The organism is uncultured Mucilaginibacter sp. (assembly GCF_937859865.1).
GTDB lineage: Bacteria > Bacteroidota > Bacteroidia > Sphingobacteriales > Sphingobacteriaceae > Mucilaginibacter_A.
In genome coordinates this window covers 1-16,719 of sequence record NZ_CALMAT010000021.1, presented here as the reverse complement: position 1 = coordinate 16,719, position 16,719 = coordinate 1, and the positions used below count along the sequence as shown (strand labels likewise).

Below are 16,719 nucleotides of genomic sequence, written 5' to 3'. Positions count from 1 at the left end.
GCGCAAGGCACGATGCTGGATGTTGATTTCGGCTCCTACCCTTTTGTAACTTCTTCTAACACCACCACGGCCGGCGCTTGTACCGGTTTGGGCATGGCACCCCAAAATATTGGCGAAGTGATTGGTATTTTTAAAGCTTATTGCACACGCGTTGGCAGCGGTCCTTTTCCAACAGAATTAGAAAATGAAACCGGCGAAGAACTGCGCAAGATTGGACACGAATTTGGCGCCACAACCGGAAGGCCGCGCAGAACGGGCTGGATTGATTTGCCTGCTTTAAAATATGCTATTTTACTAAACGGTGTAACGCAATTGGTGATGACGAAAGCTGATGTGTTAAGCGGGTTTGAAAAAATTTATGCCTGTACGCATTATGCCTTTCCAACCGAAACCATTGACTACATGCCTTATGATATTTGTAGCGTAAAACCAAAACCGATATTGAAAGAAATTGATGGCTGGCAAGAAGACTTGACCGAAATTACAGAACTTGACCAAATTCCCGAAAAACTAAAAGCTTACATTGATTTTCTGGAAGCTGAAGTTGGTGTTCCCGTAAAATATCTTTCTGTTGGGCCAGACCGAAAACAAACACTGGTTTTGAATTAACCAATTTTTTGGTGGTAAAAGAAGTATCCATCGCCAACGTAGGTTTATTTAAAAGAAAAGCCCTTTACTGGGCTTCTTCTTTTAATACGGCTTGCCTTTTTGATTCTAATAAGTTTGCTGATGCTTATTCTAAATTTGGTTTAATGATTGCTGCCAATACAGGAGATGAACTGCAAGCTTCTACCTGTACTTCTTTTATCGACCTAAAATCATTTAAACAAAAACACCAGAACAAATGGCTTACCGGTTTTTTTAAGTTATGATCTGAAAAATGAAACGGAGGAACTTTTATCAAAAAATCCTGACCGACTTCAATTTCTTGATTTGTATTTTTTTGTGCCGAAGTACGTTATTTTGCTGAAAGAAAATCGACTTAAAATATTTTTCTAATTAGGCATAGGAAGTTTTTGAACTGATAAAGCAAGTGCGATGATGCAGGTTTTGAAAGGATAAGTTCTTTTATTATTTTTGATTGCAACATTACGACGGCCTCACAATCTCTAAAAATTCATGAAACACTAAATAGACATTTTATTAATTCAGAGGATGCACAATATGGTTTACCAGTGGATTAATGCCAGAATCAGTAAAATCTTTTGCCCGAATTGAAAAACTACTTTTAGTGATTTTAGTGCTTTACGCATGTGTTGCTCTACTGTGTTAACAGAGATGTTTAACTGGGCAGCAATTTCTCTATTTGACATATCCTGTTCCCGACGTAATCGAAAAACATTTTTGCATTGCGGAGGAAGTTTTTTGATTTCTTCGTTTAAACGCTGCTCTAATTCTTTAGTTTCTAAATAGGTATGCAAATTATTATCACAAACTGAACCATGGAAATAAGCAGTGTAATCTTCATATCTTTTATGGATCAGATCATGCCGGTGCTGGTCCAATATCCGGTTTTTAAGTGACGTGTAAAAGTAGGCCATTAACGAAGCGATTTCATGGGCAGAATCCTTGTGGTTAAATAAAGTAATAAAGGCATGTTGAACTAACTCTTTTGCCATTTCGCGATCATTGGTTTTTTGCATGGCTATAGTAAGCAATTGAATACTGTATTTATGATACAAATATTCAAAAGCATAGTCATCGCCCTCCTGCCAGAGCAATATCAATTGCTGATCGTTATGAGTTATATAAGTTTTAATAAAGGTTAAAAATTGGTATTACAATATTAAATAAATTTTTATACAACATCATATTTCATTAATTTTTTTTCAAAAAATTCAGAACCTGTTTAAATTTTATTTAGCCTGTTTTCTATGCTCTTTTTACCACATAAAAATCATTGGTTTATAATGCCTCAATATTGATTTATTATTCAAACACAAATTCATAAGCATAAAAGAAGCACCGTAGATTTTTATGTTAGAAATTCAGAGCCTGTTTAAAATTTATTCAAAATCCTTCGATATGCTCAGGATTGATGCCAATGCTTCTTTTACCCTATAAAAATTGGTGTTTGCATTAATTTAAATAAACCAAAACCAAATACATATCATTTTTTAGGTGATAAAAGAAGCATAGAAATCTTATTGAGCAAATTTTAAACAGGCTCTTATATTAATGAGTGTAAATCAATACGCATACTTATTGCTTTAATTTATTTTCTAACCGGATAACGGTAACCCTTCATTGATACGTCTTATAACTGAAACAGCACAGCAGTCCTTCGCTGTCTGTGTATTGATAAGCCATTAACCGAATGAACCAAGAGCGATTAAAGTATTTACTGGAATGTTTCCGTTATGGGCAATGTAATGATGCAGAGAAAGACGAACTAAACAATTGGTTTCATTCCTGGAATCCTGGCACTAAAGATATGGAAGACTGGTTGGGGGAACTGGGGGCCGAAGAGTTATCAACCGAACTTTACAAAGACTTTGAACAAAGGGTAAACACAAAGCCTAAACTCATTCGGCTCAGTGCGGTTCTTAATATTGCAGCAGCAATTTTAATTGTTGCATCTATTGTTGTGTTCTTATACCCCCATAAAAGTGCTAATCATATAGCAGGCATCCATAAAAGCAATAACAATCAAATCAAACCCGGAGGTTATAAGGCTACATTAACCCTGTCTAACGGTTCTAAAATAATTTTGACCAATGCCGGGAACGGGCAACTGGCATTGCAAAATAATATTCAAATTAATAAGATTTCTGAAGGCAATATCTCTTATGAAAAAGCAGTTGCTGCCAACAACAATCAAAAAAAGTTATATAATACACTCGCCACACCCCGCGGCGGACGAATTACGGTTACCCTGTCAGACGGAACCGCAGTAACCCTAGACGCAGAATCATCCTTGACTTACCCTGTAGTTTTTACCGGGAATGAAAGACGTGTTGAAGTAACAGGCCAAGCGTATTTCCAGGTAGTTCATGATGAAACTCATCCTTTTCGGGTCAGTGCTAAAGGACAGCTTATTCAGGATATTGGCACATCGTTTAACGTTAACGCCTATCAGGATGATGCTGCAGTAAAGATTACCCTGGCCGAAGGCAAAGTCAAGGTAAGTAATCCTCTTAAAGTAGTATCACTTGAACCTGGCCAGCAGGCCGTAATAAATGACCGACAAAAAACCATTCTGGTCAAAAGCGTAAATGTTGGAGAAGTAGTTGCCTGGAAAAACGGCTGGTTCGTCTTTCACAATGAAACCATTAACAATGTGATGAAGCAAGCGGCAAGATGGTACGATGTCGAGGTGCAATATGAAGGGAAAACAATATACAAAAAGTTTGGCGGAACAATTTCTAAATACAAAGATATAGCTGAATTAATGGAAAACTTAAAACTAACCGGTGGAATAAACTACAAAATTGAAGGAAGGAGGGTAATATTGCTTAATTAATACACTTCTCAATTATGTTGTCAGCGATAATTAACCAAAATCCTGCAACTACCTGGTAAGCAATAAATTCTTGTTTTTCAGGTAATAAATTACAGTTTTCTTTAACCAATTATTATAAATCCCAACAGTTATATGTATAAAAATTATACTGCATTTCGATGTGGAAAATGTTTTCACATCAAGTCTAAATTTTTCCTAACCATGAAATTATCTTTTTTGATATTATTTGCCGCTTTTGTGCAAGTAAGTGCTGCATCTTTTGCCCAAAAAGTAAGTATCAATAAAAATAACATTTCGCTGCTGGAGGCATTAACAGAAATACAGGCACAAAGCGGCTACAGTATTTTATATGACGAATACCTGCTGGGTAAAGCACAAAATGTAAGTTTACACTTGCAGAACGCTTCACTTAAAGAAGCCTTGAATCAATGTTTTGTTAAACAGGCTTTCGCTTACAAAATCAATAAAAAATCCATATTAATAACGCCTGAAAACAATCCAATTACAGGGTCACTTACACAAGTTGTTAAGGCCGATCCCATACAAGTTAGCGGTAAAATTACTGATGAAAAAGGGTTGCCCATCCCAGGGGTTACAGTGAAATTAAAGGACAGCAATATTTTGACCACCACCAAAACAGACGGTACGTACACGATCAAATTACCTAATAACAATGGTGTATTGCTTTTTAGTTTTGTAGGTTATGTTACACAAGAAATGCCGGTTAATAATAACACAAAGGTAAATGTTATCCTAAAAGAAAGTTCTATAGGCCTTAACGATGTAGTTGTTGTTGGTTATGGCCAGCAAAAAAAGGTAACTGTAATTGGTGCAGTAAGCACCATAAAGGCTGAAGACTTAAAACAGCCTGTGGCAAACCTTACCGATGTGATTGCAGGCCGTGTGGCAGGCGTTATTGGTGTGCAGCGCAGCGGCCAGCCTGGATATGACAATGCCGAAATTTACATCAGGGGCATCTCTACTTTTACCAACAGCAGCCCATTGGTACTTGTTGATGGGGTAGAAAGGGATTTCGCAAATGTTGACCCTGAAGATATTGCATCATTTAGTATCTTAAAAGACGCTTCGGCAACTGCGGTTTATGGTGTGCGTGGTGCCAACGGGGTTATTATAATCGAAACAAAAAAAGGTAAAATAGGCAAGCCGCTTATCAATGCCCAGTACGATCAAGGCATTACCCAGTTTACCAAAATCCCCAAATTTGCTGATGGGGCAACTTATATGCAAATGGCCAATGAGGCTTATAAGAGCAGTAATCCCATGGATCCGAACCCTAAATATTCGGCTGATAGGATCCAGAAAACGGCCAGCGGCACAGACCCTGACCTTTATCCTAATACTGACTGGTTTAAAGAACTGTTTAATAAAAGCGGACAGAACCGCCGCGCCAGGGTTAATGCCAATGGCGGGTCAGAGAGTGCCCAGTATTACTTGTCATTAGGGTATTATGATGAAAACGGCTTATACAAAACAGATGGGCTTGCTAATTATAACTCCGCCATTAAATATACCAGGTACAATTTTACTTCAAACCTCACCCTTAACGTAACCAAAACCACCAAAGTAGACTTTGGCGCTTCGGGCTGGATCAGCAATGGAAACTATCCGGGCAGTTCGGTAGATGCCATCTGGAGTTCAGCATATGTTATGCCGCCTATTCTTATCCCAAAGGTTTATTCCAACGGTTTTCATTCACAGATTCGTACCGGAGATATATTAAATCCTTATAACTTGTTAACACAAAGCGGTTATATAAACGAGTTCAGGAGCCAGTTGTGGAGCAATATCCGAATCACACAAGACCTGGGTTCTATATTAAAAGGCTTATCCGTAACAGGTATGTTTTCTTTTGACAATTATAATTCGCACACCATTAGCCGAACCAAAACGGTGGATGGCTATTTAGCTACGGGCCGTAATGCCGCGGGTGATTTGATACTTGATAAAACATCAATAGGAACCAGCTTTTTAGGCTATAACCGTACAAATGGCGGTACGCGCCAATTTTATGACGAGGCGGCCATTAACTATAAAAACAGTATTGGCAAGCATAGTTTTACCGGATTGATTCTTTTTAACCAGTCAGACAGGGAAGACGCTTTTGCAGCCGACTTTATCGCCTCCATTCCATACCGTTATATGGGCCTGGCCGGGCGTGCTACTTATGCTTATAACAACAAATATCTGTTTGAAGCCAATTTTGGTTATAATGGTTCTGAAACTTTTGCGCCAAATCACCGCTTTGGTTTCTTCCCTTCATTTGGTGGCGGATGGGTAATATCTGAGGAGAAGTTTTTTAAACCCCTTACGGATGTATTTCAATTACTTAAAGTAAGGTACTCTTATGGATTGGTGGGAAACAGTAAAATCAGTGATACCCGGCGTTTTGGTTATCTCTCAACGGTAGGCGGTGGCAACGGTAATTATTCCTTCGGGCAAAATGGTACCGAACAAAATATTACCGGTTTGGATATTGGTGATTATGCTGTAAACGTAACCTGGGAAAAGGCCAAAAAACAGAACCTGGGTTTAGAACTGTCAATGCTGAACAGTGACCTTGCATTAACAGTAGATGTTTTCCAGGAAAACCGTACAGGTATCTATCGCCAACGCGGAGATGTGCCTAATAACGTTGGCTTGTTGTCATTGCCTTATGCCAACCTTGGCGAAATCCATAACCGCGGAATTGATGGGTCGCTTGCCTTAAACAAAAGAATAAGCAAAGATTGGCAATTAGGCTTTAGGGGAAACTTTACCTGGACCAGGGCAATTATTATTAATGATGCCAATGCCCCCTATCCATATCCTTGGCAACAACGTATAGGGCGTAAGTTTGGGCAGCGTTTTGGCTATACCGCTTTAGGTTTATTTACAAGTGATGCCGATGTGGCAAACAGCCCTTATCAAACCGGCACAAATAAAGCCGGGGATATTAAGTACAAAGATTTAAATGGCGATGGTAGGATAGATACCTACGATGCAGGGCCGATAGGTTATGGCAGTATCCCGGAAATTGTTTATGGGTTTGGCCCAACAATCAGCTACAAAAATTTTACCATCGCCGGTTGGTTTAAAGGAATAAGTAATGTTGATATATTCTTGAATGGGGATGGTTTTCAACCTTTTAGCCAAGGTGGCGAGCGTGGTAACTTGCTTGCACAAATTACAGACCGCTGGACACCAACCAATCCAGACCCGCATCCATTTTATCCGCGCCTTACTTATGGCAATGATAATATGAACTATGCCACTAGTACCTGGTGGCAAAAAAATGGTGCTTTTATGCGCTTGCAAACCTTACAGTTTAGTTATGATTTTCGGGGTACAAAATGGTTGCCGCACACAGGCATGTCAAACCTGAACATCTATTTTATAGGTTATAATTTGTTGACATTAAGCGGGTTTAAGCTTTGGGACGTAGAGCTTGGCGATGGCAGGGGAGCACAATACCCTTTGATAAAAACTTATAATATCGGCTTAAAAGCTTCTTTTAAATAATGAATATCATCAAATATAAAAATATACATATATGAAAAATACAGTCATAAGATGCAGCATGGTAATGTTAACCATCACACTGCTTTTTAGTACAAGTTGTAAAAAATATTTGGATCAAGTGCCTAATGACCGTGTTACCATAGAACAGGTTTTTCAAAAAAAGGGCCCGTCAGAGCAATACCTGGCCAACGTGTACAGTTATGTGGATGACCTTGCTGACCCAACAAACGATAACCCTTGGGTAGGTAACGCAGATGAGGTTGATGTAACCTGGTCTAAATACACCATCTATAATTTAAACATCGGTAACATTGGTGCTGCTAACCCCCTTTTCGACAAATGGAGCTATTACTACAAGGGTATCCGTTCGGCTACTTATTTTATGAACCATATTGATGGCAATGCAGAAATATTAGCCCTTAACGGCAAACAATTAATAGACCAATATAAAGCCGAAGCCAGGTTTTTGCGTGCGTATTTTTATTTTTTATTAATGCGCCAGTACGGCCCTGTAATCTTAAATGGTGAAACGGAATTGCCTGCCGATGCCGCTGCAAGTGACCTGCAATTGCCAAGAAGCACATATGATGATTGTGTGAATTATGTAAGCAGCGAGCTGGATAAAGCTGCTGAGTTATTGCCTCGCGTGCCTTCAAACAATGGCCAGGCCAGCGATATTCAATATGGGCGTGCAACCGTTGGTATAGCCTTGGCCGTTAAGGCAAGGGTATTACTGTATGCTGCAAGTCCGCTATATAATGGCAATACCGATTATGCTAATTTTAAAGGTTTGGACGGCAAACAACTGATCAATCAAAGTTTTGATAAGCAAAAATGGAAAAAAGCTGCCGATGCCGCTAAGGCAGTGATTGATATGGGCATGTATTCTTTATATAAAGACCCTTCAAATGACCCGGTTAAATCTTACAACGGTATATTTTTTCAACCTTGGAATTCAGAGCAGATCTTTGTAAGAAAGGCTAATAACCTGACAGGGTTTGACACCAACTCTATGCCAAGGCAAGCAGGTGGCTGGGATGGTATAGGCGTGACCCAAGAGCAGGTGGATGCCTATTTTATGACAGACGGACGCCCGATCCAGGAATCATTGCTTTACTCTGAAAATGGCTTTACCACCGTTAATGGTGTACAGGTGTACAATATGTACATGAAGCGCGAACCCCGCTTTTATGCTTCGGTTACTTACAACAACGCCATGTTCCAAGGTGGAAAAATGACAGCGGCAGCACCAATTTCTTTTTACGCAAGCGGACCAAATGGTAAAAATGGCCATCCAACCGATTGGACTAAAACCGGCTATTTAGTACGTAAAAATGTTGGCACACAAACAAATAATGGCTCAGGTGGCACTGGTACTCAACAAAACCGCCCCGAAATACTGTTTAGGCTTGGCGAGGTGTACCTGAACTATGCCGAAGCACTGAATGAATACGATCCTGGTAATCCGGATATCCTGAAATATCTTAACCTCATTAGGGAAAGGGCCGGCATACCACAATACGGATCAGTTAATTTACCTGTTCCGCCAAGCCAAACTGATATGCGTACCCGTATTTGGCAAGAGCGCAGGGTAGAGTTAGCTTTTGAATCTATACGTTGGTTTGATATCAGGCGCTGGAAAATTGCAGCTTCGGTTATGGGCGATATGCACGGTATGGATATTAACAAAGATGACAATACCTTTTATAAAAGGGTTGTTGCCAGTACACATATTTTCCGTGCACCTGCCTCCTACTGGTTCCCTATAAGCCAATTTGATATGGACAGGACCAGGTTAGCAGTTCAAAACCCCGGATGGTAATTGAATTTAAACGTATTAATTGAAAATTATGATAACTAAAAACATTTCAAAACAAATCCTGCTCCTGGTAGCGGTTTGTACATTCGGGCTTGGCTGCAAAGACAAATTAGATCTTTTACCAAATCAGCCGTTAGAGAATTATGTAAAGGTTTATATGCCCGAAGCAGTAAATGCGCCGGTTTTGAAAAGCTTTAGAATTACCGATAGCGTGCAAACGCTAACGTATGGTGCTGTTTTGGGTGGGAAAGACTATGCCACTGCAGATCTGCCAGTGACTTTCAAGGTTAATAAGGCGGTTGTTGATAGTTTTAACCTGGCCAATAAAACCAGCTATCCCCTTTTGCCTGACGGGAGCTATACGCTATCATCTGCAAGTGCAACCATTGCTAAAGGAAGTGTAAGTACAGCACCTTTAAGCATCGCCCTAAAAACAAATGGCGCAGGCGCTATGGATGCATTGAAGGTATATGTTTTGCCGGTAAGTATTGCAAGTGCCCCGGTTAAAGTGAATGAAGCTTTGCGTACCACTTTTTATATAATTAAAGCCCAGCCTGATTTTGCCAATTACCCTAATTATGACAGGTCAACCTGGACAGTTCTGGGCTTTTCATCTCAGGAGGCAAACGGTGAAGGGCCTAATAATGGCAGGGCAATTTTTGCATTAGATGGCAATACAGCAACTTTCTGGCATACACAATGGTCTGGTGCTGCTCCTGGGCCGCCACATTACCTTATTATTGATATGGGCTCGTCAAAAATTATGCACGGCTTATCATTTGTTGGTAGGCAGGCTGATGCAGGTGGCAAACCTAACGAGGTTAATGTGCAGGTAAGTCAGGATAATATTACCTGGACTAATGCCGGAACGTTCAACTTATTAAATAATAAGGACCTGCAAAAGCAGTTTTTGCCCAATGCATTTAACAAACCTGCAAGGTATTTTAAAGTGGTTATTAATTCTGCTTATAATGGTTCTTATACACAAATAGCCGAATTAAACGCTTTTTAATTAAACTGATATCCCATTAGCAGTAATTGCTGCTGATGGGGTATCTTTTGTTTATATAGTATTAATTTCAGTAACTTCAATTAAAGAGTGAACCAAAAATAGGTTTAAATAATTATATTGGGGTGTTGTGGGAAGGGAAGTAAAGAAGCCTGCACGGGTTGGCCTTGGCAAAGGGTTACCCGGGAAGGTAAAACACATTGTTACCGCAGGCACTACCAGATATAGTCCTATTAGATTAAAGCTGGAGGGCTACAAATCAAAAAAGATCAGCAGCATAACACTTGTTGTGAGATGAGTGTGTAAATAATTGGATGAAGCTTTTTCAAATAACAGACTATTACTTTTATCTCTTTCTCTTTCATTTTGTTGACCTTTTATTAGTCGACTTTCTCCAGAACGTGACAATTATAAAAACTAATTTTGTATTGACGGATTTATAAAGTTGAAGTTCTTTTAAAGCTGTTTCTGAAAATTGTACATTCCTCATTCAGAAAAGTTATTTTTAAGATAAGCTTCTAATTCTTCCATCGAAAAAGTTTTGCTTTTGCCTTCTTGCAATTCCTTGACAGAGGCTCGTAGTGAATTGAAATAAGCTGTATTATCTAAAACTACATCATCTTTAATACTAATTGTAATTTCTGATTGCTGATTGCTTTTTACCAATTCTTCAATTTTCTTAAACAGACTTAAATCAAATTCTGCCGCTGTAGTTTTAAATATAGCTTCCATATTTTAATTTCTTAACCAAAGTTAAATATTAAACAAATATTTTCCCTGCAACCCTTACCGCAACTTCAGAACCATCCGCAAAAAATGCTGAAAAAGGTTTGCCTTTTAAATAAGGCTCAAAAGCTGCACCATAAAGCGCTTTTATGTCCGATTCAAAAACAGCACTTTGAACTTGTCTGATTTTCCAGGAAGGATGCTCCACCTGATACTCCAGGGTTTTCCGGTCGTTTAATTTGTTGTAGCCCCAGTAATGCTCAAAAATAAATATTTCGGCGCTTTCCGGTTCCATCAGTTTCGCTTCGTCATTAACCACTGCACTTAACTTGTTCCATTGGTTTTTATACTTCCATTCGTACAAAAATTCGGTTTGCTGGTTTGGCAAAACAGTTAAGCGATGCTTCATGGGCATCGCTTGGTAATGTTCGTTGTATAAATTGTTGGCAACAATCGGGATGATATGTTTCGGCACAATTTCACTGATAAAAACAGCACCGCGCTTCCATTCCTTGCCATTAAAATGGCGGATGTAGAAGCGCAGGTTTACTTCTTCAAAATTGATGTGCCACGGCCATTTGATACCTAAAACTTTGGTGTTGAGGAACATAAAGCCAACTATGCTTACCAAAGCTTTCCCCTGCCATAAGTCTAATTCGGTTCCAACTGGCAGATACGGCTTTAATATTTCCGGGTCAACTTCATAATTCAGCATTAATAAATCTTTCCATTCTGCTAGCAAAAAACGGATTTTCGGAAGCTTCATTAAGGCTTGTAATATTTCATGGCTTCGGGGATACGGTTTTGAATATTCGCAATACGGGTTGCATCTGCCGGGTGCGTGCTCAAAAACTCGGGCTGTTGCTGTCCGTTTCCTTGTGCGGCCATCCTTTTCCAAAAAGTAAGCGCATTGTGCGGATCATAACCGGCCATTGCCATAAAAGTTAAGCCTAAACGGTCAGCCTCTGTCTCTTGTCCGCGGCTATAATGCAACAAAGCCAACTGCCCAACTGTACCGTAAGATTGATTGATAATGTTGACTAAGCCGGAAGAAGAACCGCTTGCAGCCACGCCAATAGCCGAACCTAAGCCTTGTGCCACATATTGCTGTGAAATACGTTCTGCCGAATGTTTGGCAATGGCATGCCCGATTTCGTGGCCCATAACCGTTGCCAGCCCTGCATCGTCTTTCGTAATGGGCAAAATACCACTGTAAACCGCTACTTTTCCGCCGGGCATACACCAGGCATTTACTTCTTTGCTGTCAATTAGGTTAAATTCCCATTTAAAATCGTATTGGTTGGCGTAGCCGTTATCTTTTAAATAACGTTCTATAGCAGCAGACAATCTGCCGCCAATACGTTTAACCCGTTGTGCATCAGAAGTATTTGTGATTACTTTTGTTTTAGGGTCAGACAAAAGCTGACTGTAACTTTGTGCTGCCGATTGATTAACTTCTGCGTCACTTACCGCTATAAACTGTTTACGGCCGGTAATAGGCACACTCGAACAAGCATTTAAAACGATTGTTGTTGCGATGATGATGATTCCGTGTAACTTTTTCATAACCACTTAAACTACTTTCTTCTTAAAAAAGTTTACTTTGGATTCTTTTCCTTTCATTAAACGTTCAATATTTTTTTGGTGCGTAACCAAAATCAAAATACAAATACACATGCCGTAAACGATGATGGAACGCACCGAAACATGAAAAATAAAGATGGTACTGAGCGGAAATGTAAAACCAGCCGCAATAGAACTGAGTGAAACATAACGCGTTATCAGCAACACGATCAGGAACACTAAAATACAAACCAACGAAGCCTGCACGTGTACGGCCAAAATCATCCCGGTTAAAGTGGCAATCCCTTTTCCGCCCCGAAAGCCGGCAAAAATCGGGAACAAATGGCCCATAACGGCAGTAATGCCTAAAGCCAATTGGTAATTAACAAATTGGACGGAGTGATGCGGACCGGTGATAGACATCCCAATCAAATAAGCCAGGTTGGTGGCCGTCCATCCTTTTAAAATATCAATCAGCATCACCGGGATGCCTGCTTTTTTCCCTAAAACACGAAAGGTATTGGTTGCGCCTGCATTTCCGCTGCCATATTCCCTTACATCAATACCATAAAAATATTTGCCGATCCATACAGCCGTAGGGATTGACCCTAACAAGTAAGCCAAAATCAGTGCAGAAAGGGAATATACGCTTATCATCTCAATGCAATGATAATAAAATTGCCTTGCAGACTGTTTTTAATTGCATAAAAATATTATGAAACTGCTTTTAAGCTTAGATCCAGGCTTTTAACCGAATGCGTTAAAGCTCCCGAAGAAATATAATCAACACCGGTTGTGGCATATTCGGCAATGTTTTCAAGTGTGATGCCGCCGGAAGCTTCGGTAATAAAACGCTTGTTGACCAATTTTACCGCTTCTTTTAATTGATCTATGGAAAAATTGTCCAGCAAAATTCGGTCGGCACCGCCTTCATCAATCACTTCCTGCAACTCTTTTAAGTTACGAACTTCAATCTCGATTTGTAATTTTCGGTTATGGTTGATCAAATATTGCCGTGCTTCTTTTATCGCCTGTTTTATGCCGCCTGCATAATCCACATGGTTATCTTTAATCAGGATCATATCGTACAAACCAAAACGGTGGTTTACACCGCCGCCAATACGTACTGCCCACTTTTCGAGATAACGCATTCCTGGTGTCGTTTTTCGAGTATCCAGCAATTTCACGCCGCTGTCTTTTACCAACTGTATAATCTGGTTGGTTTTGGTGGCGATGCCCGACATACGCTGCATACAATTCAGCACCAAACGTTCGGCTTTTAAAATGCTTTGCGCACGGCCTTCTGCATACAAAACAATATCGCCGGGTTGAATGTGCGCGCCGTCTTTCAGCAAAACATCAACTTTCAGCTCTGGGTCAACTGTCGTAAATATTTGCAGAGCCAGATCAACGCCTGCCAGCACGCCTGCTTCTTTTACCAGCAGTTTTGCTTTGCCTTGTGCTTCTGCCGGAATGGTGGCCAGCGAAGTATGATCACCATCGCCAACGTCTTCTGCCAGTGCCTGGTTGATAAAGTTTTGTATCAGTATTAAATCCAACTTACACGTATTTAAGAAATCAAAAGTAAAAATTTACGCGTATTTGTTAACCTTTTTCCGGCTCGATACGCAACTCTGTTAACTCCTGGCTGCCATTTGTGTTTTTAAGGGAATAAGAAATCCGGAAATTTCCGTTGGAAGTTTTAAGCTGAACTACGGCCAAACTCAGGCTCGGGTTGGTATTGATGCGATGGATCACTTTTACCGACAAGGGTTTATTGGCCGCAAAAAAAGCATTCAAAGCCGCTTCTGCCTGCGCCGGGCTGAATACTTTTTCGTCGTTTAAAATACTTAATTCAACACTTGCTGCGCATTGTTTGCCCAGCTCGTGCGCCTGGCCTTGCTGCAACAAAGCGGCAATTTTATCAATCGGGTCTGCTAAAAAAGCTGTGCTAAAAGAAGCAATGAACAGCAAAACAATCACACTATTTTTCATAACCGGTTGTTGTATCAAACTGTTTAGGCATAAAACTACGGTATTTTACGTTAGATTTTATACGTTGTTTTGATTATTCGTCCGTTTACTTATTCACGATCAAGTATATTTGCGCTGTGGAAAAAAATAAAAAAGTTGCCCTCATCATTTTAGATGGCTGGGGTTATGGCTCTGCCAGCCAATCAAACGCTATCCTTGCTGCCAAAACGCCTTTTTTTAATTATCTAAAGGAAAATTATCCCAATTCTACATTGGAAGCTTCGGGCGAAGCGGTTGGTTTGCCGGGCGGACAAATGGGCAACTCGGAAGTTGGCCATATGAATTTAGGTGCCGGAAGAGTTGTTTACCAGGAACTTGGCCGCATCCATAAATCCATTGCGGATGGCGATTTCTTTAAAAACCCTGTTCTTACCAAGGCCTTTGAATACGCAAAGGAAAATAACAAGCAAGTCCATTTGATGGGTTTGGTTTCTGATGGCGGCGTGCATGCGCACACCAACCATTTGCGGGCTTTGTGCGATTTAAGCCAGCAATACAACCTGCAAAAAGTTTTCATCCATGCGTTTTTGGATGGCCGCGATACCGATCCAAATTCGGGCATCAACTACATCGAAAACTTAGAAACCTACATCAAAAATACACCGGTAAAAACAGCATCAGCTATTGGCCGCTATTATGCCATGGACCGCGATAACCGCTGGGAACGCGTGAAGTTAGCGTATGATTTATTGGTGAATGGAATCGGAACACCGGTTAACAATATGGTTGATGCCATCCGCGACTCTTACCAGGAAGGCGTTACCGATGAGTTTATCAAACCGTTGATAAAAGTTGATGCCGAAGGAAAACCGGTTGCCGTAATTGAGGAAAATGATGTGGTCATTTGCTTCAATTTCCGGACAGACCGTGGCCGGGAAATCACTTCTGCTTTAACCCAAAAACCTTTCCCGGAGCAAAACATGCACCCGTTGAAGTTGAAGTATGTTACGATGACTTCTTACGACGAAAGTTTTAAAGATGTGGATGTTGTTTTTACCAAAGATGACTTGATCAATACTTTAGGCGAAGTTTTGCAGTATGCCGGCAAAAACCAGATCCGGATTGCAGAAACAGAAAAATATCCGCACGTTACGTTTTTCTTCTCCGGAGGAAGGGAAAAAGAATTTGCTAACGAAAAACGTTTGCTGGTTCCTTCTCCCAAAGTTGCCACTTACGATTTACAGCCGGAAATGAGCGCCGAAGGAATTAAAAACACCATTATACCGGAACTGGAAAGCGGTTGGCCGGATTTTGTCTGCTTAAACTTTGCCAATCCGGATATGGTTGGCCACACGGGCGTTTTTCAAGCCGTGGTAAAAGCCGTGGAAACAGTGGATGCCTGCTTAAAAGAAGTGGTTGAAACCGGTATCAAAAACGGTTATTCGTTTATCATTATTGCCGATCATGGCAACGCCGATTACATGATCAACGAAGATGGCTCGCCAAACACAGCGCATACTACCAATTTGGTTCCTTGTATTTTGGTGGACACCGATTACAAAGAAGTAAAAAGCGGCAAGCTGGGCGACATTGCGCCAACTGTTTTGAAAATTCTGAGCGTAGCTATTCCTGCTGAAATGAGTGGAAATGTATTGGTGTAAATCTTTTTTCCGGTTTGCAGTTGTTGCGTTGATTTGTTTTCTGGCTTCCTGCAAACCGGAAGTGCAGCAAAGCAAAAATTCGTATTTTGACCTGACTTCTTATTTCGGAGCTGAAACTAAAAAGCTAACGAACACCAAATTTTATGTGGTAAAAACAGTATCCAGAAATGGCGATGCCGAAACAAAAACCGTTAAAATTGATAACTGGCCAGGCGAACTTTCCGTTTTTTCGGAATCCAACATCAACAAACCTTCCTGGAGAAACAGTTATAAAACCACAACCAACGGCGCAATCACGATTTACAAAGCGTTGGAACCCGATTTAAAAACCAGGGAAATCATCCTGAAAAAAGAGAACAACAAGGTGGTTTACCTGATGATTTTTAATGTTACCAACAACAGTTTATTCCAGAATAAAGAAAAGCTGACGTATTATCCCGATTCGCTTTATCAAATTCAGCGAAAGCAGCACGTGCGTTTCCTCGGCACCAACGATTATTTAATTGAAGGGAAATTGAAGAAGCGGTAAGTTGTCAGTTTTTTCATGCTTCTTTTATGGCATAAAATTCAATGCGCCTTACTCTTGGTTATTTTGGCTAAAGCCCCTTGCATGTTTATTTTTGCCACGACCTAAAGGGCGTGGCAACTGAGAAACCCAATTAAACGGAAATAAAAAGAGAAACCTATTTCTTGCCCAGGTGTTGCAACTGTTCTTTGGATAATTCCAACAACGAAGCAATGTCCTGCCGTTGCGAATCGGCATCCAGCACTTTTTGAAAATCGGCAATAGAAGCCCGGAAAGCATTGGCAGCGCGGGCTTTATCATAAAAACCGGAGTTTTTAACCAGCTTAAACAGGCCGTAATCTTTGTAGGCAATCCCCCGGTTCTGGTAATTTTTTAGATCAGTTGGGTTAAGGGAAGCCGCTTTGGTAAAATCCAAAATCGAACCTAAAAAATACTTTTCTTTCTCGGCCGGTGTTACCA

The 16,719-nt window shown here is 40.4% G+C and carries 15 protein-coding genes and 1 pseudogene; 8 read left to right on the top strand and 8 right to left on the bottom strand.

Annotation, left to right across the window (positions count from 1 at the left end; translation table 11 throughout):
* Positions 1-609 (top strand): adenylosuccinate synthetase (locus Q0192_RS02755; protein ID WP_299285729.1); only part of this gene is annotated, 609 nt, incomplete at its 5' end.
* Positions 610-620: 11 nt separating this feature from the next.
* On the top strand, positions 621-872 hold the full coding sequence (locus Q0192_RS02750) for a hypothetical protein (RefSeq protein ID WP_299285726.1): 252 nt from the start codon (positions 621-623) through the stop codon (positions 870-872).
* A 297-nt stretch (positions 873-1,169) separates the two neighbouring features.
* On the opposite strand, the gene Q0192_RS02745 is transcribed toward Q0192_RS02750, so the two are convergent.
* A complete protein-coding gene (locus Q0192_RS02745; protein ID WP_299285723.1) occupies positions 1,170-1,727 on the bottom strand; it encodes an RNA polymerase sigma-70 factor in 558 nt (185 codons plus the stop codon).
* Between the two features lie 590 nt (positions 1,728-2,317).
* Here Q0192_RS02745 and Q0192_RS02740 point away from each other — a divergent pair.
* The 4 genes from Q0192_RS02740 to Q0192_RS02725 all read left to right on the top strand — a co-directional run bounded on the left by Q0192_RS02740 (position 2,318) and on the right by Q0192_RS02725 (position 9,813).
* Positions 2,318-3,463, top strand: coding sequence for a FecR family protein (locus tag Q0192_RS02740; protein ID WP_299285720.1), 1,146 nt, complete (start codon positions 2,318-2,320; stop codon positions 3,461-3,463).
* Between the two features lie 201 nt (positions 3,464-3,664).
* Positions 3,665-6,982, top strand: coding sequence for a TonB-dependent receptor (locus Q0192_RS02735; RefSeq protein WP_299285717.1), 3,318 nt, complete (start codon positions 3,665-3,667; stop codon positions 6,980-6,982).
* A gap of 31 nt (positions 6,983-7,013) precedes the next feature.
* Entirely contained in the window at positions 7,014-8,804 is a 1,791-nt protein-coding gene (locus Q0192_RS02730) for a RagB/SusD family nutrient uptake outer membrane protein (protein WP_299285714.1), read from the top strand.
* Positions 8,805-8,832: 28 nt separating this feature from the next.
* Entirely contained in the window at positions 8,833-9,813 is a 981-nt protein-coding gene (locus Q0192_RS02725; protein WP_299285711.1) for a DUF1735 domain-containing protein, read from the top strand.
* A gap of 483 nt (positions 9,814-10,296) precedes the next feature.
* Here the strand turns inward: Q0192_RS02725 and Q0192_RS02720 are convergent, their stop codons facing one another.
* Genes Q0192_RS02720 through Q0192_RS02695 form a run of 6 tightly spaced genes read right to left on the bottom strand, consistent with a single transcriptional unit; the run spans position 10,297 to position 14,094 of the window.
* Complete coding sequence (locus Q0192_RS02720; RefSeq protein WP_299285708.1) at positions 10,297-10,542, bottom strand: hypothetical protein; 246 nt, start codon at positions 10,540-10,542, stop codon at positions 10,297-10,299.
* Positions 10,543-10,570: 28 nt separating this feature from the next.
* Positions 10,571-11,302, bottom strand: a complete 732-nt coding sequence (locus Q0192_RS02715) for a DUF2071 domain-containing protein (protein WP_299285705.1) — start codon at positions 11,300-11,302, stop codon at positions 10,571-10,573.
* A complete protein-coding gene (locus Q0192_RS02710; RefSeq protein WP_299285702.1) occupies positions 11,302-12,102 on the bottom strand; it encodes a M48 family metallopeptidase in 801 nt (266 codons plus the stop codon). The genes Q0192_RS02715 and Q0192_RS02710 overlap by 1 nt, the downstream gene beginning before the upstream one ends.
* A 6-nt stretch (positions 12,103-12,108) precedes the next feature.
* Positions 12,109-12,756, bottom strand: coding sequence for a glycerol-3-phosphate 1-O-acyltransferase PlsY (gene plsY / locus Q0192_RS02705; RefSeq protein ID WP_299285699.1), 648 nt, complete (start codon positions 12,754-12,756; stop codon positions 12,109-12,111).
* Positions 12,757-12,812: 56 nt separating this feature from the next.
* A complete protein-coding gene (nadC, locus tag Q0192_RS02700; RefSeq protein ID WP_299285695.1) occupies positions 12,813-13,658 on the bottom strand; it encodes a carboxylating nicotinate-nucleotide diphosphorylase in 846 nt (281 codons plus the stop codon).
* 46 nt (positions 13,659-13,704) lie between these two features.
* Positions 13,705-14,094: a DUF4783 domain-containing protein gene (locus Q0192_RS02695; RefSeq protein ID WP_299285692.1), complete on the bottom strand. Its 390-nt coding sequence runs from the start codon at positions 14,092-14,094 to the stop codon at positions 13,705-13,707.
* 116 nt (positions 14,095-14,210) lie between these two features.
* Between Q0192_RS02695 and gpmI the strand changes: the two genes are divergently transcribed.
* Both gpmI and Q0192_RS02685 read left to right on the top strand, forming a co-directional pair.
* Positions 14,211-15,734: a 2,3-bisphosphoglycerate-independent phosphoglycerate mutase gene (gpmI, locus tag Q0192_RS02690; protein ID WP_299285689.1), complete on the top strand. Its 1,524-nt coding sequence runs from the start codon at positions 14,211-14,213 to the stop codon at positions 15,732-15,734.
* Positions 15,721-16,263 (top strand): hypothetical protein, encoded by a 543-nt coding sequence (locus Q0192_RS02685; RefSeq protein ID WP_299285686.1) that lies wholly within the window; start codon positions 15,721-15,723, stop codon positions 16,261-16,263. The genes gpmI and Q0192_RS02685 overlap by 14 nt, the downstream gene beginning before the upstream one ends.
* A 154-nt stretch (positions 16,264-16,417) precedes the next feature.
* On the opposite strand, the pseudogene Q0192_RS02680 reads toward Q0192_RS02685, so the two are convergent.
* Positions 16,418-16,719: pseudogene (locus Q0192_RS02680) on the bottom strand (hypothetical protein); the annotation flags it as partial.

Bases quoted from the DNA above. Each gene is read 5' to 3' on its own strand.
- Q0192_RS02740 (WP_299285720.1), top strand. From the start codon at position 2,318: ATGAACCAAGAGCGATTAAAGTATTTACTGGAATGTTTCCGTTATGGG.
- Q0192_RS02735 (WP_299285717.1), top strand. From the start codon at position 3,665: ATGAAATTATCTTTTTTGATATTATTTGCCGCTTTTGTGCAAGTAAGT.
- Q0192_RS02730 (WP_299285714.1), top strand. From the start codon at position 7,014: ATGAAAAATACAGTCATAAGATGCAGCATGGTAATGTTAACCATCACA.
- Q0192_RS02725 (WP_299285711.1), top strand. From the start codon at position 8,833: ATGATAACTAAAAACATTTCAAAACAAATCCTGCTCCTGGTAGCGGTT.
- Q0192_RS02720 (WP_299285708.1), bottom strand. From the start codon at position 10,542: ATGGAAGCTATATTTAAAACTACAGCGGCAGAATTTGATTTAAGTCTG.
- Q0192_RS02715 (WP_299285705.1), bottom strand. From the start codon at position 11,302: ATGAAGCTTCCGAAAATCCGTTTTTTGCTAGCAGAATGGAAAGATTTA.
- Q0192_RS02710 (WP_299285702.1), bottom strand. From the start codon at position 12,102: ATGAAAAAGTTACACGGAATCATCATCATCGCAACAACAATCGTTTTA.
- plsY (WP_299285699.1), bottom strand. From the start codon at position 12,756: ATGATAAGCGTATATTCCCTTTCTGCACTGATTTTGGCTTACTTGTTA.
- Q0192_RS02695 (WP_299285692.1), bottom strand. From the start codon at position 14,094: ATGAAAAATAGTGTGATTGTTTTGCTGTTCATTGCTTCTTTTAGCACA.
- Q0192_RS02685 (WP_299285686.1), top strand. From the start codon at position 15,721: ATGTATTGGTGTAAATCTTTTTTCCGGTTTGCAGTTGTTGCGTTGATT.